A 26564-nucleotide genomic window follows, 5' to 3' on the forward strand; every position below is an offset into this window, starting at 1 on the left:
GGCTCAGATCTTCGCCAGCGATTGCTCGAGATCGGCGATGATATCCTTCACGTCCTCGATCCCGATCGAAAGACGAACGACATCGGGACCGGCACCGGCGGCGATCCTTTGTTCATCCGTCAATTGCCGATGCGTGGTCGACGCCGGGTGGATCACCAGCGAGCGCGTGTCGCCGATGTTCGCGAGATGCGAGAACAGTTCCAAACCCTCGACGAGAGTCTTGCCTGCCTCATAGCCGCCCTTGACCCCGAAGGTGAACACTGAGCCGGCACCTTTCGGAGAGTAGCGCTGCTGCAGCGCATGGTTAGGATCATCTTCGAGGCCCGCATAGTTCACCCAGGCGATCTTGCTGTGCGCCTTCAACCACGTTGCAACCGCGATCGCGTTGTCGCTGTGACGCTGCATGCGCAGCGGCAACGTCTCGATGCCCGTCAGGATCAGGAACGCATTGAAGGGCGAGATGGCAGGACCAAGATCGCGCAAGCCAAGCACGCGGCAAGCGATGGCGAATGCAAAATTGCCGAAGGTCGAGTGTAGCACCACGCCATTGTATTCCGGGCGCGGGCTGGAAAGCATTGGGTAGTTGCCGGATTTCGACCAATCGAAGGTTCCGCCATCGACGATCATGCCGCCCATGGAATTGCCGTGACCGCCGAGGAACTTCGTCAGCGAATGCACGACGATGTCGGCGCCGTGTTCGATCGGCCTAATGAGATAGGGGCTGGCCATAGTATTATCGACGATCAGCGGCAGGCCATGCTTGTGTGCAACCGCCGCGATCGCCGCAATGTCGACGAAGGTGCCGCCGGGATTGGCGAGGCTCTCGATGAAGATTGCCCGTGTCTTGCCATCGATCTGACTTTCGAAGCTCGCCGGATCGGCGGAATCCGCCCAGCGAACCTGCCAGCCATAATTATCAAAGGCATGGCCGAACTGGTTGATAGAGCCGCCGTAGAGCCGCTTCGCAGCCACGAAGTTTTCGCCGGCACGCATGAGCGTGTGGAAGACGACCACCTGCGCCGCATGGCCGGAAGCAACGGCGAGTGCTGCGGTGCCACCCTCGAGCGCCGCGACGCGCTCTTCGAGTACCGCCTGGGTCGGGTTCATGATGCGGGTGTAAATGTTGCCGAATTGCCGCAAGCCAAAGAGAGCGGCCGCATGATCCGAATCGTTGAAAACATAGGCGGTCGTTTGATAGATCGGCGTGGCGCGCGCGCCGGTCGCGGGGTCCGGCTGAGCTCCCGCATGCACTGCCAACGTATTGAAACCCGGACCGTTCTTGGCCATGAAGCCCTCCCCTTCGGTTGATCGAATGGCGGCGAGCATAGCCGACGGTCGCGAAAAGTTAATCGCGTTCTATTTCAACCCAGGCACGTTATTTGAAAAATCCACCCACTCAGCCGATAAGCCGCGGATATTCGATGGCCGGGCAGCGATCCATGACGACCTTGATGCCGGCTGCCTCAGCCTTTGCCGCTGCCGCGTCATCGCGGACGCCAAGTTGCGCCCATATCACCTTCGGCCGCGGGTTCATTGCCAATGCCTCGTCCACTACGCCTGATAGATATTCCGAGGCCCTGAAGACCTCTACCATGTCGACTGTTCCAGGGACGTCGGCCAGCCGGGCGTGAACCGGCTGGCCCTGGATCTGCTTGCCTGCCTGCCCCGGGTTCACCGGGATGACTTTGTATCCCCTGGACAGCAGATACCCCATCACGCCGTTACTCGGTCGGGCGGGATTGGGCGAAGCGCCCGTCAGGGCAATGGTCTTCACGGAACGCAGAATGTCGAGGATGTAGTCATCCTCATATCTATCGTGATTCAAGAACGTCGACCTCCAATAACAATCGCGTTTACGTGGCAATTCGCTGAAACCACCAGCTAGTTTGCGCGTATATAGGAACTAGGGCTCCTAAGGAGGTAGTTTCCATGAAAAAATTCGTTGTTGTAATCGCCTTCGTCATGGCGGCCTCTCCGGCGCTTGCAATCTCCCGATATAATTCGCTCAGTATCAGCTGCCAGGCGGCGCGCGCCTCGATCCATAACGAGGGCGCGGTGATCCTCCGGTATCCGTCAAAGCGGGTGAGCGGCATGACGTTGTTCGACCGTTACATTCGCGACAGCACCTATTGCGACGCCCACCAATATGCTGAATGGACGACCATCCCGACGAAGGACAACCCGAGGTGTCGCGTGCTGAATTGCCAGAATATCGACAACTTTGACGGGATGTTTCTCGCCCCTTATAACACGCTATGAAACAGCATGGCTCCAGAGCAAAATCATGATCCACGAGCCTGCGAATACAATCGCGCCCGGCGCTTACCCGTTTAGGGATCGACCGATTCCGTGACGGCTTTGTCACACTGTTGTAAAATTTGCGGCGACCCAGCTTCGCGCACCATCATTGTTCTATGTATATCCCGTATATGTTCGCATATGTTCACGCGTATGTTAGAGACGCCTCATAGTTGAAATGACGGCTGGGCGATGAATACCTCTGGTGTACGTTCCTCTTTTTGGTTGGGGGCCACACGGCATCTTCCGGTTGCCGCGGGGCGCAGGAGCTGCTCGAACGCTATTCATCACGTCATCGAACGGGATTGCTTTTTGCCAACAGCCGCGTAACAAGCATCCAGCGATCAGTTTTCACACCATTTGGTGGTTTTTTGCCTCTCCACATCATCCTACTCGTTCTGTTTGGTGCTCTGCTGCACGCAACCTGGAACGCCATGATCAAGGCGGGCACCGATAAGTCGCTGGATGCAAGCCTGATATCGGCTGGCGGGGCAGTCTGCGCGCTTCCGTTTCTGCTGTTCCTGCCGTTGCCGAATTCGGCCGCATGGCCCTTCATCGGCGCTTCGGCTATTCTGCAGTTCGTGTATTTCCAGCTCGTCGCCGGCGCCTATCGCGCGGGCGATATCGGCCTTGTCTATCCGCTCATGCGCGGGTGCGCGCCGCTCCTGATTGCGGCCACCAGCGGTTTCATCCTGAACGAAACGTTGTCGACAGGTGCCCTCATTGGCACGATGACGGTCTGCGCCGGCATCCTGACACTGGCCTTCGAAGCACGAAAAGGCGGCGGGCACGCCATCCGGCTGGCCCTAGCGAATGCCTGCGTGATTGCGACCTATACCTATGTCGACGGAATCGGCGCCCGCATCTCCGGCAATGCGGTGTCCTATACGCTATGGATGTCGCTGCTACCGCCGGTACTGCTATTCGCCTGGGCCATCGTCAAGCGCGGTAGCGTCGCAGTCGCCGTGCATGTCCGCTACAACTGGTGGCGTGGTCTGATTGGTGGCGGCGGATCTATCGCCTCCTACGGTCTCGCGCTTTGGGCGATGACCAAGGCGCCGGTTGCGACCGTTGCCGCGCTGCGCGAGACGTCGATCCTCTTTGCGCTGCTTATTTCCGTGATCGTGCTGAAGGAAAAGGCCAGCCCGTGGCGCTATCTCGCCGGCGCGATCATCGCGCTCGGCGGGCTGGTCCTGAAACTCGGCTAGCTATTCGCCCGTCCACTGCGGCATGCGCTTGGAAAGGAAGGCTCCGATTCCCTCTTCGGCATCGGCCGTCAGCATATTGTCGACCATGACCTGAGCGGCATAGCTGTATGCCTCCTCGATCGGCATTTCGAGCTGGCGGTAGAATGCCTCCTTGCCGATCTTCAGCGTCAGCGGCGATTTGCTTGCGATGACGGAGGCATATTTGGTGACGACCTGAGTCAGATACTGCTTCGGCACGATGCGGTTCACGAGCCCGAAATCCTTGGCGGTCGAGGCGTCGATCGTCTCACCGGTAAGCAGCATTTCCATTGCCTGCTTGCGATGGGCTGCCCGCGAGACTGCCACCATCGGTGTCGAGCAGAACAGGCCGATATTGACGCCGGGGGTGCAGAAGGTCGCCGTATCGGTGCAGATCGCCAGATCGCAGGAAGCGACAAGCTGGCACCCGGCAGCCGTTGCGAGGCCGTCGATCTCGGCAATGACCGGTTTTGGCAAGCGTGTGATCTCCAGCATGAGATCCGCAGCCAGCGCAAAGGTTTCCTCAAAGAATGCCTCGCCGTTGTCCTCATCGGCGCGATGCGCGGTCAATTCCTTGAGGTCGTGGCCGGCAGAAAAGACATTGCCGGTCGATGCGATGATGACCACGCGAACGGCAGCGTCTTCGGCGGCGCTCTGCAGTTCACCGATCAGGGTTTCCATGACGGCGATCGAGAGCGCATTCGCAGGCGGATTGCTGAGCGTCAGCCGCAGCACGCCATCGCTCAATTGCGGGATGACGAGCGCACCCTCACCCGCTTTGCTCGGGTCCTTCCGAAAGGATACGACTTCGGCCATGGTCTAACTCCCTGCATTGTTCTTTCGTGCTAATTGTTCTGCCACAGGCGACAAGCAATTTCGAGGCAAACTCATGCAGCCAATCATGACGATCGATGAGCTTCACCGTTTTTTGGACACGGATTTTCCTCAGATCCACACAGACGGGCGCGTGTTCACGATCACTGCGATCAGCCCAGGTAGCGTCTCGATGCGGCTCGACCCCAGCGAAAGGCATTTGCGACCCGGCGGCACCGTATCCGGCCCCGCCCTCTTCACCTTGGCGGATGTGACAGCCTATGCGGCAGTGCTCGCGCATATCGGACCGGTGGCTCTGGCTGTTACCACCAATCTCAGCATCAATTTCCTGCGCCTGCCAAAGCCAAGACCGACGACCTGCACCTGCCGAATTCTCAAGCTCGGAAAGCGGCTCGCGGTCATCGAGGCATCGATTTTCCAGGAAAATGCGGATGAGCTGATCGCCCACGCAACCGCCACTTACTCGATTCCGCCCCGAGAAATATGAGGTAACATGATACCACACGTATAACATATTGATTTTGCTTTAATATTTTTACGCTCTCGCGATCCATCGTCATTGACCGCACAGCCCTTTGTCTTTATACACACCGCCAGAAATGCAGCCTTTCCGGGCTGCTTTCTTTTTGGTGCGTCTTCGGCCCACCAAACCAAGCAACAAGAAACGCCCTCTCGCCTTCGGGCCGAGGGATCCAAAAGAGAGTAACTACTATGGCAACTTTCTCCCAGAAGCCTGCAGAGGTGGAGAAGAAGTGGGTCATCATCGACGCCGAAGGGCTGGTCGTTGGCCGTCTCGCTTCCATCATCGCTATGCGTCTGCGCGGCAAGCACAAGGCAACCTTCACTCCCCACGTTGACGACGGCGACAACGTCATCGTCATCAATGCCGACAAGGTCGTATTCACCGGCAAGAAGTACTCCGACAAGGTTTACTACTGGCACACGGGTTACGCCGGCGGCGTCAAGGAGCGTACCGCTCGCCAGATCATCGAAGGCCGCTTCCCGGAGCGCGTTCTCGAGAAGGCCGTTGAGCGCATGGTTCCGCGTGGTCCGCTCGGCCGTCGTCAGATGAAGAACCTCCGCGTCTACGCTGGTTCAAACCATCCCCATGAAGCACAGCAGCCTGTCGCTCTCGACGTCGCCAAGCTGAACAAGAAGAACGTAAGGAGCGCCTAAGAATGGCTGACCTCTCCTCCCTGAAGGATCTCGGCACGGCTACCGAAGCTTCGGCTCCGGCACACGTCCGTAAGGTCGACTCGCTTGGCCGTTCCTACGCGACCGGCAAGCGCAAGAACGCCGTCGCCCGCGTATGGGTCAAGCCGGGCTCCGGCAAGATCATCGTCAACGGCAAGGAATTCGCGGAATACTTCGCACGCCCGGTTCTGCAGATGATCCTGCGCCAGCCGATCGTTGCTGCTGCCCGCGAAGGCCAGTTCGACATCGTTGCAACGGTCGCCGGCGGCGGCCTTTCCGGCCAGGCCGGTGCTGTTCGCCACGGCGTTTCCAAGGCTCTCACCTACTTCGAGCCGGGCCTGCGCTCGGTCCTGAAGAAGGGTGGCTTCCTGACCCGCGACAGCCGCGTCGTTGAACGCAAGAAGTACGGTAAGGCCAAGGCCCGCCGTTCGTTCCAGTTCTCCAAGCGTTAATCGCTTCGGACTATGGAAATGCGAAGGCCGGGCTCTTGCCCGGCCTTTTCTTTTGGCCGCCGCTTGAAGCCGCTCGTTCCCTTGCCAGTTCTACCGCATTCCAGGCGCTTCAAGCGCGTGCCAAGGGAGGCAGGAATGACCAAGCAAGCAATCTATGTCGAACTGAAAGCAAAGTCCGGCAAGGAAGAGGAAGTGGCCGCGTTCTTGAAAAGCGCGCAGGCACTTGTCGAACAGGAACCCGGTACGGTGACGTGGTTTGCCGTTCGGTACGACCAGAGCACGTTTGCCATCTTCGATGCGTTCAATGATGAGGCCGGTCGGCAAGCACATTTGAACGGCAAGGTGGCCGCAGCGCTGATGGCACGAGCGGCTGAACTGCTTGCCGAGGCGCCGCAACTGAAGACTCCCGAAGTGCTGGCGGACAAGCTGCCACGGTAAAACCAGCTTGGCCGAGCGACCGGCACCGTTTTGGCCTTTCGGTTTGAGATTCGTTTCTGGTAGGCATAGGCACAGCACACCCCTCAAGGAGCATCTCTTGGCCAACAAGTCGATCGACCACGCCTTCACGGCAACGAGCCTGACATCGGCAGCCACCGACCCGACCTTCGCCGGAGCGCTGTCGTTCATGCGACGTCGCTTCACCAAGGACCTGACTGGCGCAGATGCCGTTGTCTGGGGCATCCCCTTCGATGCCGCGACCTCCAACCGGCCCGGAACACGGTTCGGGCCGCAGGCGATCCGGCGCGCCTCGGCGATCTTCGACAACGACCCGCAATATCCCTTTAACCGGGATCTCTTTGCCGAGATGGCCGTCATCGACTACGGCGACTGCCTCCTCGACTACGGCAACCACCCCGAGACGCCCGCGGCAATCGAGCGGCAGGCAAAGACCATTGTCGACAGCGGCGCCTTCATGCTGACCCTTGGCGGTGACCATTTCGTCACCTGGCCGATCCTGAAGGCGCATGCAGCCAAGCACGGGCCGCTGGCGCTCGTCCAGTTCGATGCTCACCAAGACACCTGGTTCGACGACAACAGGCGGATCGACCATGGCTCGTTCGTGGCGCGGGCTGCGCGGGACGGCATCATCGATCCTGACAGGTCGATCCAGATCGGTATCCGCACGCATGCGCCAGAGGATTTCGGCATTCATATTCTTTATGGTCATCAGCTTGAAGAGATGAGTGCGAGCGATATCGCCTCGACGATCATCTCGCATACCCGCGGTGCGCCGGCCTATCTGACCTTCGATATCGACTGCCTTGACCCTGCCTATGCGCCCGGCACCGGTACACCCGTATCCGGCGGCCCCTCGAGCGCCAAAATTCTCTCGGTTCTGCAGCGTCTGCACCAGTTGGACATCAGGGGCGGCGACGTCGTTGAGGTGTCACCGCCCTATGACCACGCGGATATCACTGCCATTGCGGGGGCGACGGTCGCGATGTATATGCTTGGCCTACATGCCGAGCGCCGCGCGAGCGCGTCACACGGCTGACTCATCCCTCTTACAAAATGATTCCGGACTTCTTTCTAACCTATTGAAAGTGTGAGCGAGACAATGGCACCGAAGATCTTCATCGATGGCGAACACGGCACGACGGGCTTGCAGATCCGCACGCGCATGGCCGGCCGTCGCGATGTCGAACTTCTGTCGATCCCGGAAGCCGAGCGTCGCAACGCCGCGATGCGCGAGGATATGCTGAACAGCGCCGATGTCGCGATCCTCTGCCTGCCGGATGATGCTTCGAAAGAAGCCGTGCAGATGGTCTCCGGCAACAACAACGTGCGGGTCATCGACACCTCCACCGCCTTCCGTGTCAATCCTTCCTGGGCCTACGGCTTTGCGGAGATGGACAAGGAGCAGGCCGAAAGGATCAAGGAGGCGCGCTTCGTCGCCAATCCGGGCTGCTACCCGACCGGTGCGATCGGCCTCATTCGGCCGCTGCGCGCCGCCGGCATCCTGCCCGATGGCTATCCGGTCACCGTCAACGCAGTTTCCGGCTACACCGGCGGCGGCAAGCAGATGATCGCTCAGATGGAAGATCCGAGCCGCGACGATGCGATCTCCGCTCCGCACTTTCTTTACGGATTGACGCTGACGCACAAGCACGTGCCCGAGATGAAGATCCACGGTCTTCTGGACCGCGCGCCGATCTTCTCCCCGTCCGTCGGCAAGTTCCCGCAGGGAATGATCGTTCAGGTGCCGCTGCATCTCGACGATCTTGCCGAGGGCACGACGCTCGAAGGCATCCATGCCGCTCTTGTCGCCCACTATGCCGGCCAGGAGATCGTGACAGTTGTGCCGCTGGACGAGACCCGCAAGCTGCCCCGCATCGATGCAGTCGAGCTTGCCGGCGAGGATACGATGAAGCTCTTCGTGTTCGGCACGCCCGGTGCTTCGCAGGTCAACCTCGTTGCTTTGCTCGACAACCTCGGCAAGGGTGCGTCGGGTGCTGCCGTCCAGAACATGGACCTCATGCTCGCCTCCTAATTTCGGAACCAATCGATGTCGTTTGATACGCTGCTGGCGAGCACGAGCGCGTGGTTTGTCGCCGCCTTGCCGGATCACGGCATTCTGTCGCTCATTGCCATTGCCTTGATTGCCGGGCTTGCGCGCGGCTTCTCCGGATTCGGTGCAGCGCTGATCTTCGTTCCGCTGGGTGGAGCCATCATCGGCCCAAAGCTGATCTCGCCAGTCCTGCTTGTCATAGACGGACTGGCAACGCTCGGTATGATCCCACCTGCCTGGCGCAGCGCTAACCGCCGTGAAGTCTTCACGATGGCTGCAGGCGCATTCCTTGGCGTACCGGCCGGGACGGCGACGCTCGCCTTGATGGATCCACTTTCACTGCGCTGGGCGATTACGGCAGTTGCCGTTTGTCTGCTCGCACTACTTGTTTCCGGTTGGCGCTACCACGGCGAACCACGAATGCCGCTCACGTCCCTGACAGGTCTCATTGCGGGCCTTTTCAGCGGCGCAGCGCAGCTCGGCGGGCCGCCGGTCGTTGCCTACTGGCTCGGCGGCAAGACCGATTTTGGCCGGGTCCGCGCAAACATCATTCTCTATTTCGCGATTTCAACTTGCTTCAGCGTCGTCAGCTACTACTTCGGCGGACTTTTCGTTGACGCCGTCTTTGCACTGACCATTGTTATCCTGCCGAGCTACGCCATCGGCCTCTATGCCGGCTCGAAGCTGTTTGGGCTCGCCAAGGAGAGCACGTTCCGGACGATCTGCTATCTGCTGATCGCGGCCTCCGCCATATTGGGAATGCCAGCGCTCGACGAGATCCTGCGATAGCTCGACGCCCTCGAAGCGATAAAGCCGCGCTGTGGTGCAACCATCGTTGATCAAAATTCGTCCGCCCCCTAAAGTCACCAGTGACCTTTGGGGGAGCGCGCATGAGTGCCGTTGTCTTTTTTGGCATTGCCTTTGTTGGCGGGACGATCGTCGTAACGCTCAGCTTTTATTTTCTGATGCGTCTGATCATGGGCGGCGATCCGACCGGTAAGGACAGGGAACTTGCCGGCGCCGTCGTCATGCGCATCTCGTCATTGCATGCGCTCATCCTCGCTCTCGTCTTCGCGCAGGAGATGATCGAGTATCAGCAATTGAAGTTCGAGAGCGTCACCGAAGCGAACGCCATTGCCGATATATATTTCGATGCCAACCGTTACGGCGCCGACGATAAAGCCGCCCCCATCCAGCAAGCGCTCTTCGAATACGTGCAGATCGTTGTCGATGAAGAATGGCAAATGCTTGGACGAACCGGGCAGCTCTCTCCGACGGCTTGGAACAAGTGGGACAATGTCTACCAGCGGGTGCTCGACCTGACGCCAACCAACGCGCGTCAACAAAGCATTCGCGAACACATGCTGATCGACGTCCACAGCATCGCTGAGTCACGGGATAAACGCGAAAACAGCGGCACCGACTCCATCAGCAGCATCTTCTGGTTCGCAGCAGTCTCGGGCGTTGTGTTCATGGCACTCGGCTACTATCCATATCCGCCCGATGCACGAAACCTGCTGCTGCTGTCGGTGCTCGGCGCGTTCACAGGCATCATCCTCTTCTTCATCTACGCGTTCTCTGACCCGTACAATCCGCCGGCTACCCTGAAGCCGACGGCGTTCGAACGCCTGCTCGACGAATTGGCGACACCACCCGCCTCCGGATAGTGCGACCGTCCATTGCTACCGAGCCAGAAGCGGGGACCGCGTCCTGACGACCAGCGTGTCTCCCGGACCGTGGACGGCAGCAAATAGCAATCCGGCCAGGAAGGTGAAGTGATCGATAAAGAAGCCAAACTCTGCCTGATTGCCACTCCAGTGGCTCGGGCCGTGGAACGCAAAGGCCAGAAACACGACGTAGATACCCGCAAGGAAGGAAGCTTCCGAAAAGAAGGCTCCCGTCAGGAAGGCCAGCGTCAGAGCCAGTTCGAAGAAGGCCGCCACCCACGCCAGAAAAAGCGGGAATGGAAAGCCTGCCGCAGCGATATAGCTTGCGGTGGATTGCATATCCATGAACTTGAAGCTCATGGCCATCGCGAAAACGGCGCCAAAGATCAGTCGCGCCAGCAGAACTGCAAATGTCTTGCTCATGTCATCTCTCCCCCGGCCGAAGCCGTTCAGCAAAATTGTCGAGGCTTCCGGCTACCACATCAACTCTGGGCGATGCCTTCAGCCTTCGCCCAAAGGACGCCGCCGGATGCTCCCATCCGACAAGCCGCGAGCATTATTTCTTCTGGCGAGCCGACACTGCGTCATGTCAGGCCCAAGCCAAGTGATCGGCCAGCACGTCTTCAATGACTTGCCAGGACTTCTTGATGTCTGCGGGATTTGCGCCCGCCATGCCGGCGGCGACTATCAGGGCCTTCCACAACGTCCAACCGCGGCCCCTCGCCCAGGTGCCCGGATCCAGCGCACGGGCTTTGCGAAAAACCTGCCGGCTCTCTCCCGCAAAGAGGTGCCAGGTGATTGCCAGGTCGCAAGCCGGGTCGCCGACGCCGGACGTCCCAAAATCGATGACGGCATCGAGCCGTCCGTCCTTGACCAGAAGGTTGCCGTAAGCAATGTCACCATGGAACCAGACCGGCGCGTTCTGCCATGAAGTCGACAGCGCGAATTCCCAGACCTCCGTTGCAGCTCGTGTATCGATCCTGCCATCCAGGCGAAAAAGCGCTTCGCGCGTTTGCCCGTCGTACACATCCAGCGATCCGCCGCGAAAGAAGTTATGCGGGCCGGGCGGCGGTCCTCCAGTCGCGTCTGCTGCCTGCAGTGCATCGAGGAAGCCGGCCAATGTGCCGGCGAATTCTTTCAGGTCGTCAATGCGTTCCACCAGCGCCGTCTCAACATCACGCCATTCATAGACGGACCATGGCCACGGGTAGCTCTCGTCCGGCCGTCCCATCGCCAGCGGCACGGGTATGGGCAACGGCAGCTGCGATGCAAGGATCGGGAGCCATTGCTGCTCCTTGGCGACCTGATCGGCGTAGTGAGCAGCGCTCGGCAGCCGAACCGTCATGCCGGCGCCCAGATGAAAGGTCCTGTTGTCCCATCCGCCAAACTCAACCGGTCTGATTGGCAGAGCGGACCATCTTGGAAATTGCGTGGCAATCAGCCGACGCACCAGTGCCGTATCGATTACCGGGGCATCCATTATCCTGGCACTCCTTCTACGGGCATATTGTTCGGGTTTCGCCGCCGAGATCAACCATCGGTTTGCCTTCGGCTCCTCCGACGTTGAATCAAGTTCCTAAGAGGATGATTCGGAATCTTGCGACAACTATCTGCAATTTCGGGAATTTTATCTGAAGCGGTCAGCTTTGGCCTGCCCCCTTCCTTTATGTGATTTCTATATGTCCGCGCTCGCAGCCGAATGGAATTCCTACCGTGAGCGGCGTTAGCCTTCCCAGGAAATGCGAAGGTTGAATGCCATGCGAGACTTCATGCTATCGAACGCTCCAATCGCCCGCCCGCGACGCACGACACCGAAACGGCAAATGCGCGAACGACGAACCGCTCAGGCGCTGGTGCTGTTCGGCCTCGTGCTAGCCGCGGTCGAACTCTACGTCATCCTCGGCAGCTTCTGAGCAGAGTATGCCCGCAGACAGAACATTGCGCCTCGGCCCCACAACGACGGCGCTTGTCACACCGTTTCGGGAGGGAGCGGCCGATCTTTCCACGCTGGAGCAACTCGTAGAGTGGCAGATCCAAAGTGGCGTTGACGGGCTTGCGGTCTGCACACCGACCGGCGAAGGGGCGACGCTCACCAGAAGCGAGCGCGCCGCAGTTATCCTTACCTGCGTCCGGGTTGCCGCTGGGCGTGTTCCCGTGATTGCAGCAACCGGTACAAATGCGACCGCAAGCACGATCGCCTTGACACGCGATGCCGAAGAACTGGGTGCGGCGGCGGCCCTCGTCACGCTACCCTACTATTCAAAACCGGGTCAGAAGGGGATCGCCAGTCACTTCGCTCAGCTTGCCTTCGCAACCAGCCTCCCGCTGATCGTCGAGAACAATCCGCTCCGCACGGCCATCGATATGACGTTACCGGCGCTGAAAGCCCTCGCCGATATCCCGTCAGTCATCGGCTTTCTCCTTGCCGACGGCAGCGGCGCTGCACGTGCCCTGCCGCCGGACTGGCGTCAGCGTTTCTTGCTTCTTTCCGATTGCGACGCAACCGCACGATCCTTTCTGAGCACAGGCGGCAGCGGCGTCATCTCCGCCGGCGCAAACCTGTACCCACGTCTCTATGCGTCGTTGCAGCAGGCGGCCTGCGGCGGCAATCTGCCGGCTGCGCGCTTGCTCGAGGACAGGTTGGCTCCGCTAACAGCCGTGTTGGGCGCAGATGCAGACCCAGCTGCGATCAAACACGCCCTGCAGACCTTGCGGTTGATTGATCCGGAGGTTCGTCTGCCACTCCTCGCCGTCGATGCTAACGAGAAGCAGTCGATATCGCAAGCCATGCTGCGCGCTTCCGATGCTCACGATTCGTACTTATCTATATGATATTTTTATATTTTCTCCTATCAAGACCAATGGAAGACGCATGTGGGTGCCATTAGCTTCATGCATGTGGCACTGCCCCGAGGGGCAGAAGACAATTCGAAAGGAAAATCGATGCCTTCTCTTCAATCTGCTTTCAAAATCGAGCCTCTCCAACGTCAAAGTTCAGCACGCTTTACCATTGGCCAGGATCGAAACGGTCGCTGGGTCGTACAGGACCGTCAGGGGCTCGTTGGAGGCGTATTCATCAGCGAGCACGCCGCCCGTCATTTTGCAGCAGACGAGTGTGATCATCACCCCGAGCAGATCTGCCGCGCAGCCGATGGCATTATCTTGCCGTTCACAGCGCTCGACCGCGGCGACAACGATATCCACTAATACGACCTTCGCGGCGGCGGGCTGCTGGCTCGCCGCAAGACGGCAAACGCTTCCTTAACTGCAATGGCCTATGGTGCAGGCAGAGACGAGCCACGCCACAGACCGATGCCGAAACCGAATTTCCGCTTTACCCACTACGATCTGAATGAACAGCGCGCCGGGACGATCATCGAGGTGACGTTGAACGCCGTTGCGAACGTGCGCCTGATGACGGCGCCGAACTATCAGCGCTTTACCGAAGTCCTCGACTTCAAATATGTGGGCGGTGTCGCGCGGAAATCTCCCATCCGCCTTTCCATTCCCGATAGCGGCCACTGGCATCTCGTCGTGGACATGGAAGGCCATCACGGCCTGGCGGAATCGGCCGTAAAGCTCGTCGCGCCTGCGGGGCAGATGCGCGCTTCCTGATCAGCGCTGATTGCGCTCTTTCCTGAGCTTCGCCCACCATTCAAGCCGCTTGCGGATATCCCGTTCGAAACCGCGCTCCGGCGGATCGTAAAAGGTCTGCCGGCCCATCTTCTCCGGGAAATAGTCCTGGCCGGAAAAGGCGTCCGGTTCATCGTGATCGTAGCGATAGCCCTCGCCGTAACCTTCCCCCTTCATCAGCTTCGTGGGGGCGTTCAGAATATGCTTCGGCGGCAGGAGCGACCCATTCTGCTTGGCAGCCATCGTCGCAGCCTTGAAGGCCGTGTAGACCGCGTTCGACTTCGGCGCGGTTGCCAGATAAACGCACGCCTGCGCCAACGCCAGCTCGCCCTCGGGCGAGCCGAGGTAGTCATAGGCATCCTTCGCGGCATTGCAGATCACTAGCGCTTGCGGATCGGCAAGGCCGATGTCCTCGACCGCCATGCGGACGAGACGCCTCCCGAGGTAAAGCGGATCTTCGCCCGCGTCGAACATGCGAGCGAGATAGTAGAGCGCGGCGTCGGGGTCGGAACCGCGAACAGACTTGTGCAGTGCTGAAATGAGATTGTAGTGGCCATCCTGGGCCTTGTCATAGACGGGCGCGCGGCGCTGTACGATCCGCGTCAGGCCCTCGGTGTCGAAGGTTTCTGTCTCTCGCGCAGCGCGCCATACCTCCTCGGCAAGCGTCAGCACGGCGCGACCATCCCCGTCTGCCATTCGCAGCAGACTTGCCCGCGCATCGTCCGTCAGCGGCAGCGCTTTTCCTTCCGCCGCCTCTGCGCGCTTCAGCAACTCCAGGAGACTGTCATCGTCATGCGACTTGAAGGTCAGCACACGTGCGCGCGACAGCAACGCCGCGTTCAGTTCGAAAGAGGGATTCTCGGTCGTCGCGCCGACGAGGATGACGGTGCCGTCTTCCATTACCGGAAGGAAGCTGTCCTGCTGTGCCCTGTTGAAGCGATGGATCTCGTCGACGAAGAGGAGCGTCTGCCGGCCGTCCATCCGACGCAAACGCGCCGCCTCGAATACCTTCTTGAGGTCCGCCACACCGGAAAAGATCGCCGATATCTGCTCGAACGCCAGGCCGGCTTCACCCGACAGCAACCGGGCAACGGTCGTCTTGCCGGTTCCGGGCGGTCCCCAGAAAATCATCGAGCCTAGCGAACCGCTCTCGATCATCCGCCGCAACACGCCGTCCTCTCCGGTCAAATGCTCCTGACCAGTGACCTCCGAAAGCGAACGTGGCCGCAGGCGATCTGCGAGAGGCCGCCGATTGGCGACCTCTTCAGGAATACGGGGTGCAAAGAGGTCATCGCTCATCGGAAGAACTGTCGGATGCGCTGACCATCGCGCTCGATCTCAACGCGCCAGAAGTTGGGATCTTCGTCGGCGATCGCCGCGAGTTCCTTGGTGGTCTTCACTTCCGCACCATTGATCGAAATGATGATGTCCTTGGGCTCAAAGCCGAGACGGGCAGCAAGGGAGTCCTCCGTGACTTCGGAAACCACAACGCCGGTCGATTCCGAGGGCATGCGCAGTTCGTCCGCGACGCGAGGCGACAGGTTTTCGACCACGGCGCCGGTAAAGGGCGTACGGCCGCCAATCGTGCGCTGATCGCGCGGGGCGGTCTCAGGGGCTCTGTCGAGCGCAAGGGCGATTTGTTGCTCGCGGCCGTTCTCCACCACAGTCAATTGCACCGATTTGCCGAGACCGGCTGTCGTCAGGCGATAGAGAAGCGCGTCCGGGTGCTCGACCGGAATGCCATCGACGGCGGACACGATCTGCCCTGCCTTCAATCCGGCCTTTGCCGCCGGGCTGCCGTCTGTCACCTTGACGATGAGGGCGCCGCGCGCCTTGTTGAGCCCGAGCGCTTCGGCAACCTCGGATGTCACCGCATCGAACGTGGCGCCGACATAAGGCCGCTCAAACGACTTCACGCCGGCATCGGCCGAGGCGAGGAATACCTTGACGAGATTGGCAGGAATCGCAAAGCCGATACCGTTTGAGCCGCCACCGCGCGAGAAGATCGCCGTGTTGATGCCGATCAGCTCGCCCTTCATGTTCATCAGCGCGCCGCCGGAATTGCCGGGGTTGATCGACGCGTCAGTCTGGATGAAGAAGCCGAACTCGTTCTTCACGACCTGGTTGCGCGCCAGGGCCGAAACAATACCGCTCGTGACTGTCTGGCCGACGCCAAATGGGTTGCCAATCGCCAGCACCAGATCACCGACCTCGACGGCATCGGAATTACCAAGCTGGAGCGTCGGGAAGGTTTCCTTCGTATCGACCTTGAGAACGGCGAGGTCGACCCGGTCGTCTCTCAAGACGACCTTGCATGGAAACTCGCGTCCGTCGGAGAGCGCGATCTTGATATCATCTGCGCCTTCCACGACGTGGTTGTTGGTAACGATCGTGCCGTTCGCCTCAACGATGACGCCCGATCCCAGTGACGATTGCTTCTCGCTGCGGTTCGGCATCTGCTGGCCGAAGAACTGCTCGAAGAAGGGATCGCCGGCAAAGGGAGATTGTCGGCGCACCGTCTTCTCGGCATAAACGTTCACCACAGCCCCGGCTGTCTGCTTGACGAGCGGCGCAAAGGAAAGCTGCATTTCCATCTGGCTCTGCGGCACGGTCTTCGCGGTTTGAGCGTTGGCGGAAACCGGTAGCGCGATCACCAGAGCCAGGAAAGGCAGGGCTGCGCGCTTCAACAGGTCATGCATGGGTATTCCTTCTGAAATTCTCTTGTGAAGACGTTGTAGCGCCGGACGCTAGAAAGGAAAGAGGGCGGAAGCATGGAAGAATGAGGCAGCTCACGAACTGCTGAACGCAGTTGCCAAATTGATTCAGGAACGGCTGGTATGCATCTGATATCAAAGCTCAAAGCATGGGCAAAGTCACTGAAGCGTGACATCGTTGCGCTGTGGCTTGCCGCGCGCGACCCACGTGTCCCTTGGCCTGCCAAGGCTGTCGCCGGTGCGGTCGCGGCCTACGCCCTTTCGCCGGTCGATCTGATCCCCGATTTCATACCTGTGCTCGGATATCTCGATGATCTGGTGATCGTGCCGCTTGGCATCATGCTGGCCCTTCGCCTCGTTCCAGCTGATGTCATGGAGGACCTGCGCACAAGGGCGGCAGCGCGCCTCGACCGGCCGTCGAGCCGCCTCGGCTTGATCTTTATCCTTGCCCTATGGGCATGCTGCATCATCTTCGTCGTGACGGCTTTCTCCAGCCGGATACTCAACAAATAGGAACCGATGCATAATGAAATCTCGCAAGCTCCCACTCGCAATTGCCGCCCTTGCCCTACTGACGCTGCCGTGTGCGGCGCAGGCCGCGAGTTTCGATTGCAATGCGAAAGAGCTGAAGCCGGATGAGAAAGCGATCTGCGAGAACCGCGCATTGAACGACGCTGATGTGAAGATGGTCACGACCTTTGACCTGCTGTCGGGACTGATGGCGATGGGCTCGCGCGGCACCCTGCAGGACGAACAAACAGCCTGGCTGACGAAGCGTCAGGAATGCGGCTCAAACGCTGCCTGCATCAAGGCCGCCTACGACGAGCGCCTGAAGCAGCTGGACGAGACCTACAAAAAAATAAACCGGCCGCTTTAACGGCCGGTTCATGTCTCGATATTTTTTATCCGGGGCTTAGCGGTTGCCAAGGTCGCGAACGGCGCCGCGGTCGGCGCTGGTGGCAAAAGCAGCATACGCCTTCAACGCAGTCGTGACGTTGCGTTTGCGCTGTTCGGCCGGATGCCAACCCTTCTCCTCCTGCTCGGCCCGGCGGTTCGCCAGTTCCTTGTCATCGACGCGCAGGCTGATGATGCGGTTCGGGATGTCGATGTCGATCATATCGCCTCCGCGAACCAGACCGATCGTGCCGCCGTTCGCCGCTTCAGGCGAAACGTGGCCGATCGAGAGACCGGAGGTGCCGCCCGAGAAGCGACCGTCGGTGATCAGCGCGCAGGCCTTGCCGAGGCCCTTCGACTTCAGGTAGCTCGTCGGATAGAGCATTTCCTGCATGCCGGGACCGCCCTTCGGGCCTTCGTAGCGGATGACGACGACATCGCCAGCGACGACTTCGTTCGACAGGATCGCCTTCACGGCAGCATCCTGGCTCTCATAGACCTTGGCCGGGCCGGAGAATTTCAGGATGGATTCATCGACGCCTGCGGTCTTCACAATGCAGCCGTCGAGCGCCAGATTGCCCTTCAGAACGGCAAGTCCGCCGTCCTTGGAGAAGGGATGCTCGACGGAACGGATGACGCCCTTTTCGCGGTCGGTATCCAGTTCGTCCCAACGCGCTTCCTGGCTGAAGGCAACCTGGGTCGGGATGCCGCCGGGGGCCGCGCGGTAAAACTTGCGGACCGTTTCGCTGGTGGTGCGGGTGATATCCCAACGGTCGATCGCATCGCCGAGAGTTTCGGCATGGACGGTCGGGCAGTCGCGGTTAAGAAGGCCGCCCTTATCGAGCTCGCCCAGGATCGACATGATGCCGCCAGCGCGATGAACGTCTTCCATGTGGACGTCACTCTTTGCCGGGGCGACCTTGGAGAGGCACGGAACGCGACGCGACAGCCCGTCGATGTCGGCCATCGTAAAGTCGATCTCGCCTTCGTGTGCGGCCGCCAGGATGTGCAGGACGGTATTCGTCGAGCCACCCATGGCGATGTCGAGAGCCATGGCATTCTCGAACGCCTGCTTGGAGGCGATCGTGCGCGGCAGGGCCTTGACGTCGTCCTGCTCGTAGTAACGGCGGGCGAGATCAACGATCAGGTGACCGGCTTCCACGAACAGACGCTTGCGATCGGCGTGCGTTGCCAGCGTCGAGCCGTTGCCGGGCAGCGACAGCCCGAGCGCTTCGGTTAGGCAGTTCATCGAATTGGCGGTGAACATGCCCGAGCACGAGCCGCAGGTCGGACAGGCAGAGCGTTCGATGACCTTGACGTCCTCGTCGCTGACCTTGTCGTCGGCAGCGGCAACCATGGCATCGACGAGATCGAGCGCATGGGTCTTGCCGTTCAGCACGACCTTCCCGGCTTCCATCGGACCGCCGGAGACAAAGACCGTCGGGATGTTGAGGCGCAGCGAGGCCATCAGCATGCCGGGCGTGATCTTGTCACAGTTCGATATGCAGACCATGGCGTCTGCGCAGTGGGCGTTGACCATATACTCGACGCTGTCGGCGATCAGTTCGCGCGAGGGCAGCGAATAGAGCATGCCGTCATGGCCCATCGCGATACCGTCGTCGACGGCGATCGTGTTGAATTCCTTGGCAACACCACCGGCGGCTTCGATTTCGCGGGCCACGAGCTGGCCGAGATCCTTCAGGTGGACGTGACCGGGCACGAACTGGGTGAAGGAGTTCACCACCGCAATAATCGGCTTGCCGAAGTCCGAATCCTTCATGCCCGTTGCGCGCCAAAGGCCGCGCGCACCCGCCATATTGCGGCCGTGGGTCGTGGTTCTGGAACGATAAGCTGGCATTGGTGTATTCCTTGCGTGTCGGAAATCGTCGGCGATGCGGGACGCTGAAGCCTCCAGGCTATCGCTGCTTTTGCAATCGTCGTAATGCAAACGGTGTTGGCTGTCACTACCGGGAAGGCCGAAACCGGTACGCCTGCGCTGCCGGGTGCATCGACCATATACGGTCGGAACAGTGGTTTTGTTACAGACTATTCCATCAAACAGCGTACACAAAAAGTTGGCTTTCCGCAGCCAGGCCAGTAGGCATAAACAATGATCCAAAGACGCATTCGATGCGTTGAAGGTTTATACCGAGCTCTCGTGCTCAGGAGGTTTCCGATGCCAGCCTATCGTCCCCCCAAGATCGCCTCCTCGGAGATTACACCGCAGCAGGTTTATCTGAAGCGTCGCGAGTTCCTCGGCGCTGCAACACTAGGCGCCATGGCGCTTTACGGCGCCGGGAAGGCCAGCGCTGCGGCACTATCGGTCATCGACAGCAAATATACGGTTGACGAGAAGGCGACGCCGCTCAAGGACGTGACGACCTACAACAACTTCTATGAATTTGGTCTCGATAAGGGTGATCCGTCCGCGCTCTCCGGCGACTTCAAGCCGCTGCCCTGGACAATCAAGGTCGACGGCATGGTCAACAAGCCGGGCACGTTCGATATCGAAGCGCTGATGAAGGAATTCCCGATCGAGAACCGCACCTATCGGATGCGCTGCGTCGAGGCGTGGTCGATGGTCATTCCGTGGGACGGCTTCCCGCTCGCTTCTCTACTCAACAAGGTGGAACCGCTCGGGAGCGCAAAGTACGTCGCCTTCGAAACCGTCGTACGCCCAGACGAGATGCCGGGGCAGAAGGGCATCTTCCAATCGCTCGACTGGCCTTATGTCGAGGGCCTGCGGCTCGACGAGGCTCGCCACCCGCTGACGCTGCTCGCCGTCGGTCTTTACGGCCAAACGCTGCCAAACCAGAACGGTGCGCCGATCCGCTTGGTCGTGCCGTGGAAATACGGCTTCAAGGGCATCAAGTCGATCGTTCGGATCACGCTCACTGACAAGGAGCCGAAGAACACCTGGCAGGTGACCAATTCGCAAGAATACGGCTTCTACGCCAACGTCAATCCGGAGGTCGATCACCCGCGTTGGAGCCAGGCGAGCGAACGGCGCATCGGCGAAAGCGGCTTCTTTGGTGCGAGCCGCCACCCCACGCTGCCGTTCAACGGATACGCCGACGAGGTCGCAAGCCTCTATAGCGGCATGGATCTGCGGAAGAACTTCTGATGGCAGGTTTTTCGTTCAGTCTTCCAAAGCGCTGGCAGTCGGCCTCTGTCTGGGCTCTCTACTCTCTCGGACTGCTGCCTGCCGCCTGGACCTTCTATCTCGGCGCCACCGATCAGCTTGGCGCTGACCCGGTGAAGACTTTCGAACTGTTCCTCGGCCTCTGGACGATCCGCTTCCTCATCCTGACGCTGGCCGTCTCGCCCGCGCGCGACCTGCTCGGATGGAACTACCTTCGCTATCGCCGCGCTCTAGGACTTCTGACCTTCTACTACGCCCTGATGCACTTCACGGTCTACATGGTGCTCGACCAGGCACTCGATTTCTCTGCGGTCGTGAACGATGTGCTAAAGCGGCCCTTCATCATGTTCGGCATGGCCGGGCTTGCCTTGCTCGTTCCGCTCGCGGTGACGTCCAACAACTTCTCGATCCGTCGCCTCGGCCTGAACTGGGTGCGGCTGCACCGCCTCGTCTACATCATCGCCGCCGCTGGTGCCGTGCATTTCGGGCTTTCGACGAAGATCCTCGACCTCGAGCAGTACGTCTACGTCGGCCTGATCATCGTGCTGATCCTCTACCGATCATGGCGACCGATCGCGCGCAGCCGCAAACGCGGTCAGGGACGCGAACGCACCCGGGCAGCGGCAACCATCTCGTGATCTTCCACAGGGCTGCGGCAAGGATCGCCCTCGAGGCGCCGGGCCAGCAACCAGTTAGACGTCCGTGGCTGGCTGATTGATCATCCCTTCGATGTTGTAACCGTCGGGATCGAGGACGAAGCAGGCGTAGTAGTCGGGCGTGTACTGCGGTCTTGGGCCGGGGCCACCGTTGTCCTTGGCGCCGGCCTCAAGTGCAGCCTGGTAGAAAGCGTCAACTTCCGCCTTGTTGCGTGCACGGAAGGCCACGTGCAGGCGCGTAAAGGGTGGCGGCGTGTCTGCCTCCTGGATCTCAAACAGCCCACCGTCGCCAACATCGAAGGACCAAAACGCGCCCTCCTTCCCGAATGAGAGCTTGTGGCCCAATGGGACAAGAGCTTGTTCGTAGAACAACTTGCTCTTTCAGATCACTAACGGCAATGGTTATGTGGTCGATCACTTTGCACGCTCTTCGAGACGCTGACAGCGACGGCGACGGCGACGGCGACGGCGACGGCGACGGCGACGGCGAGCCCTGATGCGAAATTCATTCAACAGACGCGCGACCACAAACGAAAACAGCCGGGCTTTGCAGCCCGGCTGTTTTGCTTCCGGCGAACCGAAAAGGATTAAGCGGCTTCAGCTGCTGCAGCTTCGGCTTCAACGCGAGCCTTGTCGGCTGCGCCCTTGGCGTAGGTGTCGCGATCAACGAACTCAACGACTGCGAGAGCAGCGTTGTCGCCCTGGCGGAAGCCAGCCTTCATGATACGCAGGTAGCCGCCGTTGCGGGTTGCGTAGCGCGAAGCGATCGCGTCGAAGAGCTTCGCAACGACAGCGGCGTCGCGGATCTGCGAGATCGCCTGACGACGAGCGTGCAGGTCGCCGCGCTTGCCGAGGGTGACGAGCTTTTCAACGATCGGGCGGATTTCCTTTGCCTTCGGCAGGGTCGTCACGATCTGCTCATGCGTGATGAGCGAAGCCGCCATGTTGGCAAACATTGCCTTACGGTGGCTAGCGGTTCTGTTCAGCTTGCGGCCGGCTTTACCGTGGCGCATTGCTATTCTCCTTCACTTGCAGGCATCCGCCTGCCGTTTGAATGTTAGTACTGGTCTTCGTAACGCTTGGCGAGATCTTCGATGTTCTCGGGCGGCCATGCCGGCACTTCCATGCCGAGGTGCAGGCCCATGGAAGCGAGAACTTCCTTGATTTCGTTCAGCGACTTGCGACCAAAATTCGGTGTGCGGAGCATTTCTGCTTCGGTCTTCTGAATGAGGTCGCCGATGTAGACGATGTTGTCGTTCTTCAGGCAGTTTGCCGAGCGAACAGACAGTTCGAGTTCGTCCACCTTCTTGAGGAGCGCCGGGTTGAAAGCGAGTTCGGTGACTGCTTCCTCTTCGGTTTCCTTCTGCGGCTCGTCGAAGTTGACGAACACGCCAAGCTGATCCTGCAGGATGCGAGCCGCGAAAGCGACGGCATCTTCGCCGGAGATCGAACCGTCGGTTTCGATCGTCATGTTCAGCTTGTCGTAGTCGAGAACCTGTCCTTCGCGGGTATTTTCAACCTTGTAGGACACCTTCTTGACCGGCGAATAAAGGCTGTCGACCGGGATGAGACCGATCGGAGCATCTTCCGCGCGATTGCGGTCGGCCGGAACGTAGCCCTTGCCGTTGTTGACGGTGAATTCCATACGGATTTCGGCGCCCTCGTCGAGCGTGCAGATGACATGCTCGGGGTTGAGGATTTCGATATCACCGACGGTCTGGATGTCGCCAGCCGTTACAACGCCCGGGCCCTGCTTGCGCACGACCATGCGCTTTGCGTCATCGCCATCCATCTTGATGGCGATTTCCTTGATGTTGAGGACGATGTCCGTGACGTCTTCGCGGACGCCCGGGATCGACGAGAACTCATGCAGCACGCCATCGATCTGCACGGCCGTCACTGCGGCACCGCGCAGCGAGGACAGCAGAACGCGGCGCAGCGCGTTGCCGAGGGTGAGGCCGAAACCGCGCTCCAGCGGCTCTGCTACGAGCGTCGCCTTGGTGCGCGAGCTCGAAGAGAACTCGACCTTGTTCGGCTTGATCAATTCCTGCCAGTTTTTCTGAATCATATTTTTGCCTTCCGTTCGTTACCACCATCCAATCGTGGCAACCGAGCTTGAGAAGCACCGGGAGCGAAAAGCCGCTCACCGGTGTTGTGAATGGCGATGATCAGACGCGGCGCTTCTTGCGCGGGCGGCAACCATTGTGCGGGATCGGCGTCACGTCGCGGATGGACGTGATCATGAAACCGGCAGCCTGGAGCGCGCGCAGAGCGGATTCACGACCCGAACCCGGACCGCAAACTTCAACTTCCAGCGACTTCATGCCATGTTCCTGAGCCTTCTTGGCGCAGTCTTCAGCAGCGATCTGAGCAGCGAACGGGGTCGACTTGCGCGAGCCCTTGAAGCCCTTGGCGCCAGCAGACGACCAAGCAATCGCATTGCCCTGTGCGTCGGTGATCGTGATCATCGTGTTGTTGAAGGTCGAGTTGACGTGAGCTACGCCAGACGAAATGTTTTTACGTTCGCGACGGCGAACGCGTACGGCTTCCTTGGCCATTTAATATCCCTTTCTTGGATCTCTGCACCGCCGTAATGCCAGCGGCTACACCGGAACGAGACCTTGCGGCCCTGCCCGAAACTCAAAAGAGGCCGGCGCAGACCGCCAGCCCCCTCACCTCCGGTTTCCCGGAAATTACTTCTTCTTACCAGCGATAGCCTTTGCCGGGCCCTTGCGGGTACGAGCATTGGTATGCGTGCGCTGACCGCGGACCGGAAGGCCACGGCGATGACGCAGGCCGCGGTAGCAACCGAGGTCCATCAGGCGCTTGATGTTCATCGAGGTCTCGCGACGCAGGTCACCTTCGACCTGATAATCACGGTCGATGGTTTCGCGAATCTGCAGGACTTCGGAGTCCGTCAGCTGATGGACGCGCTTGTCAGCCGGCAGGCCAACCTTTTCCATGATTTCCTGCGCGAATTTCGGACCGATCCCGTGGATATACGTCAGCGCGATTACAACGCGCTTTGCAGTCGGGATGTTGACGCCAGCGATACGTGCCACGCCTATTCTCCTTGCGTTCCAGTTGCCATCCGGCAAGTGGTGTCTCGTTACACGGCCTTGGATGGCCGCAATTACAATTCAGGTTCTCAACAAGTCAAAACGATCGAACCCGGAGTTCCCTTGGGAAGTCCGCGCCGATCGCATGAGATATCGCGAGTTGGCGCGGTGTTTAGCGGAATCAGCGCTTAAAAGCAACCGCTTCCGCCAAGTTTATTTCCAAAGCCCTAAAGCTTCGAAAGAATGGCTTCGATCTCGTTCGTGACGTGATCGATGTCCGCCATGCCGTCCACCGACTTCAACTTGCCCTTGGCATAGTAGTAGCCGATCAGCGGCGAGGTTTCCTTGTAGTATGCCTGGAGGCGCGTGACGACCGTTTCGCGGTTGTCATCCGGGCGGCGCTTGAAATGCGTCGAACCACAGCGATCACAGACACCGTCTACCTTCGGCTTCACATTGGTATCGTGATAGCCGGTGCCGCAATTGGCGCAGGTGTAGCGGCCGGATACCCGATCGGCCAGCACCTTGTCGTCGACCTGGATCTCGATCACTGTCGAGAGCTCGAGCCCCTTGCCCTTCAGCATGCTTTCCGTCGCGTCGGCCTGAACCAACGTGCGCGGATAGCCGTCAAGAATAAAGCCCTTGGCGCAGTCTGGAGCGTCGAGACGCTCGGAAACGATGGCATTGACGATCTCATCCGAGACAAGCTTGCCAGCGTCCATGACGGCCTTCGCACGCTTGCCTACTTCCGTGCCTGCCGCAACGGCTGCGCGGAGCATGTCGCCCGTGGAAAGTTGCGGAATTCCGTACTTCTCCACGATCCGCTGAGCCTGGGTCCCCTTACCCGCGCCCGGCGGCCCTAACAGTATGAGTCTCATCGCCCCCTCTTTCCTCCGCGCAACTTCGATTTCTTGATCAGACCTTCGTACTGCTGTGCGATCAGATGACCCTGAATCTGTGCCACCGTATCGAGAGTTACGCTAACCACGATCAAGAGAGAAGTGCCACCCAGGGACAACGGAATGCCCGTCTGCGACACAAGAATTTCCGGCAGGATGCACACGAAGACGAGGTAAATCGCGCCAATCACCGTAATGCGGGTCAGCACGTAATCGATGTATTCGGCAGTCCGCTCGCCCGGACGGATGCCCGGAATGAAGCCCCCATGCTTCTTCAGATTGTCGGCGGTGTCCTTCGGATTGAAGACGATAGCCGTGTAGAAGAAGGCGAAAAACGCGATCAACAGGCCGTAGAGCAGCATGTAGAGCGGCTGGCCATGGCCGAGCGCGGCCACGATCGAGGTTGCCCATGCAGGCAATGATGTGGTGTTGGCGAAGCCCGCGAGCGTCGCCGGCAGCAGCAGCAACGAGGACGAGAAGATCGCCGGGATGACGCCCGAGGTGTTGAGCTTCAGCGGCAGATGCGAGGTATCGCCCTGGAACATCCGATTGCCGACCTGGCGCTTCGGATACTGGATCAGCAGGCGCCGCTGTGCACGCTCGACAAAAACGATGATGGCGATGACAGCAATCGCAATGATGATCACAGCGAGAATCAGTGTCGTCGACAGAGCGCCGGTGCGGCCAAGTTCCAGTGTACCGGCGAGAGCCTGCGGAAGGCCTGCAGCGATACCGGCGAAGATGATCAGCGAAATACCGTTGCCGATACCGCGCGAGGTGATCTGCTCGCCGAGCCACATCAGGAACATCGTGCCGCCGAGCAGCGTGACAACCGTCGAAATGCGGAAGAAGATGCCCGGATCAACGACGAGGCCGTTGCCGCTCTCAAGGCCGACGGAAATGCCGTAGGCCTGCAGAGCACCGAGCAGCACCGTGCCGTAGCGGGTGTACTGGTTGATGATCTTGCGACCCTGCTCGCCTTCCTTCTTCAGGTTCTCGAGCGCCGGGACGACCGACGTCATCAGCTGCACGATGATCGAAGCGGAAATGTAAGGCATGATGCCGAGCGCAAAGATTGCCATGCGCTGCACGGCGCCGCCCGAGAACATGTTGAAGAGGCCGAGAATGCCGCCTGCCTGGCCACGGAAGGCCTGGGCATAAGCTTCTGGATTGAGCCCGGGGAGCGGAATGTGGGTACCGAGCCGGTAGACGAGGAGAGCTGCCAGTGTGAACCACAGGCGCTTCTTGAGATCCTCGGCTTTGGCGAAGGTCGAGAAATTGAGGTTGGAAGCCAACTGTTCCGCTGCAGACGCCATGCGATTCTCCGCGCTACCGATTTCGGGCTCTAGCCAAGCGAGGTGCAGTACCCGGAATCAGCATTCTGAAT

Annotated in this window: 32 protein-coding genes and 1 pseudogene; 18 read left to right on the forward strand and 15 right to left on the reverse strand. The window is 59.8% G+C overall.

Going from position 1 to position 26564, the window contains the following annotated elements; translation table 11 throughout:
• Positions 1–3: 3 nt before the first annotated feature.
• A complete protein-coding gene (locus FHT97_RS00580; protein ID WP_183859228.1) occupies positions 4–1287 on the reverse strand; it encodes an O-acetylhomoserine aminocarboxypropyltransferase in 1284 nt (427 codons plus the stop codon).
• A gap of 109 nt (positions 1288–1396) precedes the next feature.
• Positions 1397–1825 (reverse strand): CoA-binding protein, encoded by a 429-nt coding sequence (locus tag FHT97_RS00585; protein WP_183859230.1) that lies wholly within the window; start codon positions 1823–1825, stop codon positions 1397–1399.
• Between the two features lie 104 nt (positions 1826–1929).
• Between FHT97_RS00585 and FHT97_RS00590 the strand changes: the two genes are divergently transcribed.
• Both FHT97_RS00590 and FHT97_RS00595 read left to right on the forward strand, forming a co-directional pair.
• Entirely contained in the window at positions 1930–2259 is a 330-nt protein-coding gene (locus FHT97_RS00590) for a hypothetical protein (RefSeq protein ID WP_183859232.1), read from the forward strand.
• Positions 2260–2669: 410 nt separating this feature from the next.
• A complete protein-coding gene (locus FHT97_RS00595; RefSeq protein ID WP_183859234.1) occupies positions 2670–3506 on the forward strand; it encodes an EamA family transporter in 837 nt (278 codons plus the stop codon).
• Here the strand turns inward: FHT97_RS00595 and FHT97_RS00600 are convergent, their stop codons facing one another.
• Positions 3507–4340, reverse strand: a complete 834-nt coding sequence (locus tag FHT97_RS00600; protein ID WP_183859236.1) for an enoyl-CoA hydratase — start codon at positions 4338–4340, stop codon at positions 3507–3509.
• Between the two features lie 73 nt (positions 4341–4413).
• On the opposite strand from FHT97_RS00600, the gene FHT97_RS00605 reads away from it, so the two are divergent.
• From FHT97_RS00605 to FHT97_RS00640, 8 genes are all read left to right on the forward strand, one after another.
• Positions 4414–4845: a PaaI family thioesterase gene (locus tag FHT97_RS00605; protein WP_183859238.1), complete on the forward strand. Its 432-nt coding sequence runs from the start codon at positions 4414–4416 to the stop codon at positions 4843–4845.
• Positions 4846–5069: 224 nt separating this feature from the next.
• Positions 5070–5534, forward strand: a complete 465-nt coding sequence (gene rplM / locus FHT97_RS00610) for a 50S ribosomal protein L13 (protein ID WP_183756857.1) — start codon at positions 5070–5072, stop codon at positions 5532–5534.
• Positions 5535–5536: 2 nt separating this feature from the next.
• Positions 5537–6004 (forward strand): 30S ribosomal protein S9, encoded by a 468-nt coding sequence (rpsI, locus tag FHT97_RS00615; protein WP_183756858.1) that lies wholly within the window; start codon positions 5537–5539, stop codon positions 6002–6004.
• 135 nt (positions 6005–6139) lie between these two features.
• Positions 6140–6442 (forward strand): antibiotic biosynthesis monooxygenase, encoded by a 303-nt coding sequence (locus tag FHT97_RS00620; protein WP_183859240.1) that lies wholly within the window; start codon positions 6140–6142, stop codon positions 6440–6442.
• Positions 6443–6539: 97 nt separating this feature from the next.
• The gene (gene speB / locus FHT97_RS00625) at positions 6540–7499 is read left to right on the forward strand and encodes an agmatinase (protein ID WP_183859242.1); all 960 of its coding nucleotides are present in this window, start codon (positions 6540–6542) and stop codon (positions 7497–7499) included.
• Positions 7500–7562: 63 nt separating this feature from the next.
• The gene (gene argC, locus FHT97_RS00630; protein WP_183859244.1) at positions 7563–8495 is read left to right on the forward strand and encodes an N-acetyl-gamma-glutamyl-phosphate reductase; all 933 of its coding nucleotides are present in this window, start codon (positions 7563–7565) and stop codon (positions 8493–8495) included.
• A 15-nt stretch (positions 8496–8510) separates the two neighbouring features.
• On the forward strand, positions 8511–9302 hold the full coding sequence (locus FHT97_RS00635; protein ID WP_183859245.1) for a sulfite exporter TauE/SafE family protein: 792 nt from the start codon (positions 8511–8513) through the stop codon (positions 9300–9302).
• A gap of 101 nt (positions 9303–9403) precedes the next feature.
• Positions 9404–10180: a DUF4239 domain-containing protein gene (locus FHT97_RS00640; RefSeq protein WP_183859247.1), complete on the forward strand. Its 777-nt coding sequence runs from the start codon at positions 9404–9406 to the stop codon at positions 10178–10180.
• 15 nt (positions 10181–10195) lie between these two features.
• Here FHT97_RS00640 and FHT97_RS00645 read toward each other — a convergent pair whose 3' ends face one another.
• Together FHT97_RS00645 and FHT97_RS00650 are read right to left on the reverse strand one after the other, a co-directional pair.
• Positions 10196–10603, reverse strand: coding sequence for a DoxX family protein (locus FHT97_RS00645; RefSeq protein ID WP_114712294.1), 408 nt, complete (start codon positions 10601–10603; stop codon positions 10196–10198).
• Between the two features lie 166 nt (positions 10604–10769).
• Complete coding sequence (locus FHT97_RS00650; RefSeq protein WP_183859249.1) at positions 10770–11660, reverse strand: aminoglycoside phosphotransferase family protein; 891 nt, start codon at positions 11658–11660, stop codon at positions 10770–10772.
• Between the two features lie 289 nt (positions 11661–11949).
• Here FHT97_RS00650 and FHT97_RS00655 point away from each other — a divergent pair, with 289 nt between their 5' ends.
• The 4 genes from FHT97_RS00655 (at position 11950) to FHT97_RS00670 (ending at position 13795) form a co-directional block, all read left to right on the forward strand.
• Positions 11950–12093, forward strand: coding sequence for a hypothetical protein (locus tag FHT97_RS00655; protein WP_183860776.1), 144 nt, complete (start codon positions 11950–11952; stop codon positions 12091–12093).
• A 7-nt stretch (positions 12094–12100) separates the two neighbouring features.
• Positions 12101–13012 carry a 4-hydroxy-tetrahydrodipicolinate synthase gene (gene dapA, locus FHT97_RS00660; protein WP_183859251.1) on the forward strand — a complete coding sequence of 304 codons (912 nt, stop codon included), beginning with the start codon at positions 12101–12103 and terminating at the stop codon, positions 13010–13012.
• A gap of 111 nt (positions 13013–13123) precedes the next feature.
• On the forward strand, positions 13124–13387 hold the full coding sequence (locus FHT97_RS30730; RefSeq protein WP_246712541.1) for a hypothetical protein: 264 nt from the start codon (positions 13124–13126) through the stop codon (positions 13385–13387).
• A gap of 105 nt (positions 13388–13492) precedes the next feature.
• Complete coding sequence (locus tag FHT97_RS00670) at positions 13493–13795, forward strand: DUF1883 domain-containing protein (RefSeq protein WP_016553576.1); 303 nt, start codon at positions 13493–13495, stop codon at positions 13793–13795.
• Here FHT97_RS00670 and FHT97_RS00675 read toward each other — a convergent pair whose 3' ends face one another.
• Both FHT97_RS00675 and FHT97_RS00680 read right to left on the reverse strand, forming a co-directional pair.
• Entirely contained in the window at positions 13796–15112 is a 1317-nt protein-coding gene (locus FHT97_RS00675) for a replication-associated recombination protein A (protein WP_183859255.1), read from the reverse strand.
• Positions 15109–16512 carry a DegQ family serine endoprotease gene (locus FHT97_RS00680; protein WP_183859257.1) on the reverse strand — a complete coding sequence of 468 codons (1404 nt, stop codon included), beginning with the start codon at positions 16510–16512 and terminating at the stop codon, positions 15109–15111. Before FHT97_RS00680 ends, FHT97_RS00675 begins: the two co-directional genes overlap by 4 nt.
• Positions 16513–16650: 138 nt before the next feature.
• Here FHT97_RS00680 and FHT97_RS00685 point away from each other — a divergent pair, with 138 nt between their 5' ends.
• Together FHT97_RS00685 and FHT97_RS00690 are read left to right on the forward strand one after the other, a co-directional pair.
• Positions 16651–17040: a DUF1232 domain-containing protein gene (locus FHT97_RS00685; RefSeq protein WP_183859259.1), complete on the forward strand. Its 390-nt coding sequence runs from the start codon at positions 16651–16653 to the stop codon at positions 17038–17040.
• A 13-nt stretch (positions 17041–17053) separates the two neighbouring features.
• Positions 17054–17404: a hypothetical protein gene (locus FHT97_RS00690; protein ID WP_183859261.1), complete on the forward strand. Its 351-nt coding sequence runs from the start codon at positions 17054–17056 to the stop codon at positions 17402–17404.
• Between the two features lie 36 nt (positions 17405–17440).
• On the opposite strand, the gene ilvD is transcribed toward FHT97_RS00690, so the two are convergent.
• On the reverse strand, positions 17441–19279 hold the full coding sequence (gene ilvD / locus FHT97_RS00695; RefSeq protein WP_183859263.1) for a dihydroxy-acid dehydratase: 1839 nt from the start codon (positions 19277–19279) through the stop codon (positions 17441–17443).
• Positions 19280–19597: 318 nt separating this feature from the next.
• Between ilvD and msrP the strand changes: the two genes are divergently transcribed.
• Positions 19598–20545, forward strand: a complete 948-nt coding sequence (gene msrP, locus FHT97_RS00700) for a protein-methionine-sulfoxide reductase catalytic subunit MsrP (protein ID WP_183859264.1) — start codon at positions 19598–19600, stop codon at positions 20543–20545.
• Complete coding sequence (gene msrQ / locus FHT97_RS00705; RefSeq protein WP_183859266.1) at positions 20545–21201, forward strand: protein-methionine-sulfoxide reductase heme-binding subunit MsrQ; 657 nt, start codon at positions 20545–20547, stop codon at positions 21199–21201. The genes msrP and msrQ overlap by 1 nt, the downstream gene beginning before the upstream one ends.
• Positions 21202–21255: 54 nt before the next feature.
• Here the strand turns inward: msrQ and FHT97_RS00710 are convergent.
• The 7 genes and pseudogenes from FHT97_RS00710 to secY all read right to left on the reverse strand — a co-directional run bounded on the left by FHT97_RS00710 (position 21256) and on the right by secY (position 26493).
• Positions 21256–21637, reverse strand: a pseudogene (locus tag FHT97_RS00710) (VOC family protein).
• 169 nt (positions 21638–21806) lie between these two features.
• On the reverse strand, positions 21807–22232 hold the full coding sequence (gene rplQ, locus FHT97_RS00715) for a 50S ribosomal protein L17 (RefSeq protein ID WP_183756874.1): 426 nt from the start codon (positions 22230–22232) through the stop codon (positions 21807–21809).
• A 44-nt stretch (positions 22233–22276) separates the two neighbouring features.
• Positions 22277–23287 carry a DNA-directed RNA polymerase subunit alpha gene (locus FHT97_RS00720; protein ID WP_007787729.1) on the reverse strand — a complete coding sequence of 337 codons (1011 nt, stop codon included), beginning with the start codon at positions 23285–23287 and terminating at the stop codon, positions 22277–22279.
• Positions 23288–23387: 100 nt separating this feature from the next.
• Entirely contained in the window at positions 23388–23777 is a 390-nt protein-coding gene (gene rpsK, locus FHT97_RS00725) for a 30S ribosomal protein S11 (RefSeq protein WP_003547577.1), read from the reverse strand.
• Positions 23778–23912: 135 nt separating this feature from the next.
• A complete protein-coding gene (rpsM, locus tag FHT97_RS00730; RefSeq protein WP_007531685.1) occupies positions 23913–24281 on the reverse strand; it encodes a 30S ribosomal protein S13 in 369 nt (122 codons plus the stop codon).
• A gap of 224 nt (positions 24282–24505) precedes the next feature.
• The gene (locus FHT97_RS00735; protein ID WP_183859268.1) at positions 24506–25156 is read right to left on the reverse strand and encodes an adenylate kinase; all 651 of its coding nucleotides are present in this window, start codon (positions 25154–25156) and stop codon (positions 24506–24508) included.
• Positions 25153–26493: a preprotein translocase subunit SecY gene (secY, locus tag FHT97_RS00740; protein ID WP_016553564.1), complete on the reverse strand. Its 1341-nt coding sequence runs from the start codon at positions 26491–26493 to the stop codon at positions 25153–25155. The genes FHT97_RS00735 and secY overlap by 4 nt, the downstream gene beginning before the upstream one ends.
• Positions 26494–26564: the final 71 nt, after the last annotated feature.

Origin of the sequence: Rhizobium sp. BK399 (genome assembly GCF_014194695.1) — a bacterium.
GTDB lineage: Bacteria > Pseudomonadota > Alphaproteobacteria > Rhizobiales > Rhizobiaceae > Rhizobium.

Excerpts from the sequence above, each read along its gene's own strand:
- FHT97_RS00690 (WP_183859261.1), top strand. The coding sequence starts at position 17,054 with ATGAAATCTCGCAAGCTCCCACTCGCAATTGCCGCCCTTGCCCTACTG.
- FHT97_RS00675 (WP_183859255.1), bottom strand. The coding sequence starts at position 15,112 with ATGAGCGATGACCTCTTTGCACCCCGTATTCCTGAAGAGGTCGCCAAT.
- FHT97_RS00735 (WP_183859268.1), bottom strand. The coding sequence starts at position 25,156 with ATGAGACTCATACTGTTAGGGCCGCCGGGCGCGGGTAAGGGGACCCAG.
- FHT97_RS00640 (WP_183859247.1), top strand. The coding sequence starts at position 9,404 with ATGAGTGCCGTTGTCTTTTTTGGCATTGCCTTTGTTGGCGGGACGATC.
- FHT97_RS00650 (WP_183859249.1), bottom strand. The coding sequence starts at position 11,660 with ATGGATGCCCCGGTAATCGATACGGCACTGGTGCGTCGGCTGATTGCC.
- FHT97_RS00720 (WP_007787729.1), bottom strand. The coding sequence starts at position 23,287 with ATGATTCAGAAAAACTGGCAGGAATTGATCAAGCCGAACAAGGTCGAG.
- ilvD (WP_183859263.1), bottom strand. The coding sequence starts at position 19,279 with ATGCCAGCTTATCGTTCCAGAACCACGACCCACGGCCGCAATATGGCG.
- rpsI (WP_183756858.1), top strand. The coding sequence starts at position 5,537 with ATGGCTGACCTCTCCTCCCTGAAGGATCTCGGCACGGCTACCGAAGCT.
- dapA (WP_183859251.1), top strand. The coding sequence starts at position 12,101 with ATGCCCGCAGACAGAACATTGCGCCTCGGCCCCACAACGACGGCGCTT.
- rplM (WP_183756857.1), top strand. The coding sequence starts at position 5,070 with ATGGCAACTTTCTCCCAGAAGCCTGCAGAGGTGGAGAAGAAGTGGGTC.
- FHT97_RS00605 (WP_183859238.1), top strand. The coding sequence starts at position 4,414 with ATGCAGCCAATCATGACGATCGATGAGCTTCACCGTTTTTTGGACACG.
- msrP (WP_183859264.1), top strand. The coding sequence starts at position 19,598 with ATGCCAGCCTATCGTCCCCCCAAGATCGCCTCCTCGGAGATTACACCG.
- FHT97_RS30730 (WP_246712541.1), top strand. The coding sequence starts at position 13,124 with ATGCCTTCTCTTCAATCTGCTTTCAAAATCGAGCCTCTCCAACGTCAA.
- FHT97_RS00600 (WP_183859236.1), bottom strand. The coding sequence starts at position 4,340 with ATGGCCGAAGTCGTATCCTTTCGGAAGGACCCGAGCAAAGCGGGTGAG.
- argC (WP_183859244.1), top strand. The coding sequence starts at position 7,563 with ATGGCACCGAAGATCTTCATCGATGGCGAACACGGCACGACGGGCTTG.
- rpsK (WP_003547577.1), bottom strand. The coding sequence starts at position 23,777 with ATGGCCAAGGAAGCCGTACGCGTTCGCCGTCGCGAACGTAAAAACATT.
- FHT97_RS00590 (WP_183859232.1), top strand. The coding sequence starts at position 1,930 with ATGAAAAAATTCGTTGTTGTAATCGCCTTCGTCATGGCGGCCTCTCCG.
- FHT97_RS00580 (WP_183859228.1), bottom strand. The coding sequence starts at position 1,287 with ATGGCCAAGAACGGTCCGGGTTTCAATACGTTGGCAGTGCATGCGGGA.
- FHT97_RS00645 (WP_114712294.1), bottom strand. The coding sequence starts at position 10,603 with ATGAGCAAGACATTTGCAGTTCTGCTGGCGCGACTGATCTTTGGCGCC.
- secY (WP_016553564.1), bottom strand. The coding sequence starts at position 26,493 with ATGGCGTCTGCAGCGGAACAGTTGGCTTCCAACCTCAATTTCTCGACC.
- FHT97_RS00635 (WP_183859245.1), top strand. The coding sequence starts at position 8,511 with ATGTCGTTTGATACGCTGCTGGCGAGCACGAGCGCGTGGTTTGTCGCC.
- FHT97_RS00685 (WP_183859259.1), top strand. The coding sequence starts at position 16,651 with ATGCATCTGATATCAAAGCTCAAAGCATGGGCAAAGTCACTGAAGCGT.
- msrQ (WP_183859266.1), top strand. The coding sequence starts at position 20,545 with ATGGCAGGTTTTTCGTTCAGTCTTCCAAAGCGCTGGCAGTCGGCCTCT.
- FHT97_RS00680 (WP_183859257.1), bottom strand. The coding sequence starts at position 16,512 with ATGCATGACCTGTTGAAGCGCGCAGCCCTGCCTTTCCTGGCTCTGGTG.
- FHT97_RS00620 (WP_183859240.1), top strand. The coding sequence starts at position 6,140 with ATGACCAAGCAAGCAATCTATGTCGAACTGAAAGCAAAGTCCGGCAAG.
- FHT97_RS00655 (WP_183860776.1), top strand. The coding sequence starts at position 11,950 with ATGCTATCGAACGCTCCAATCGCCCGCCCGCGACGCACGACACCGAAA.
- FHT97_RS00670 (WP_016553576.1), top strand. The coding sequence starts at position 13,493 with ATGCCGAAACCGAATTTCCGCTTTACCCACTACGATCTGAATGAACAG.
- rplQ (WP_183756874.1), bottom strand. The coding sequence starts at position 22,232 with ATGCGCCACGGTAAAGCCGGCCGCAAGCTGAACAGAACCGCTAGCCAC.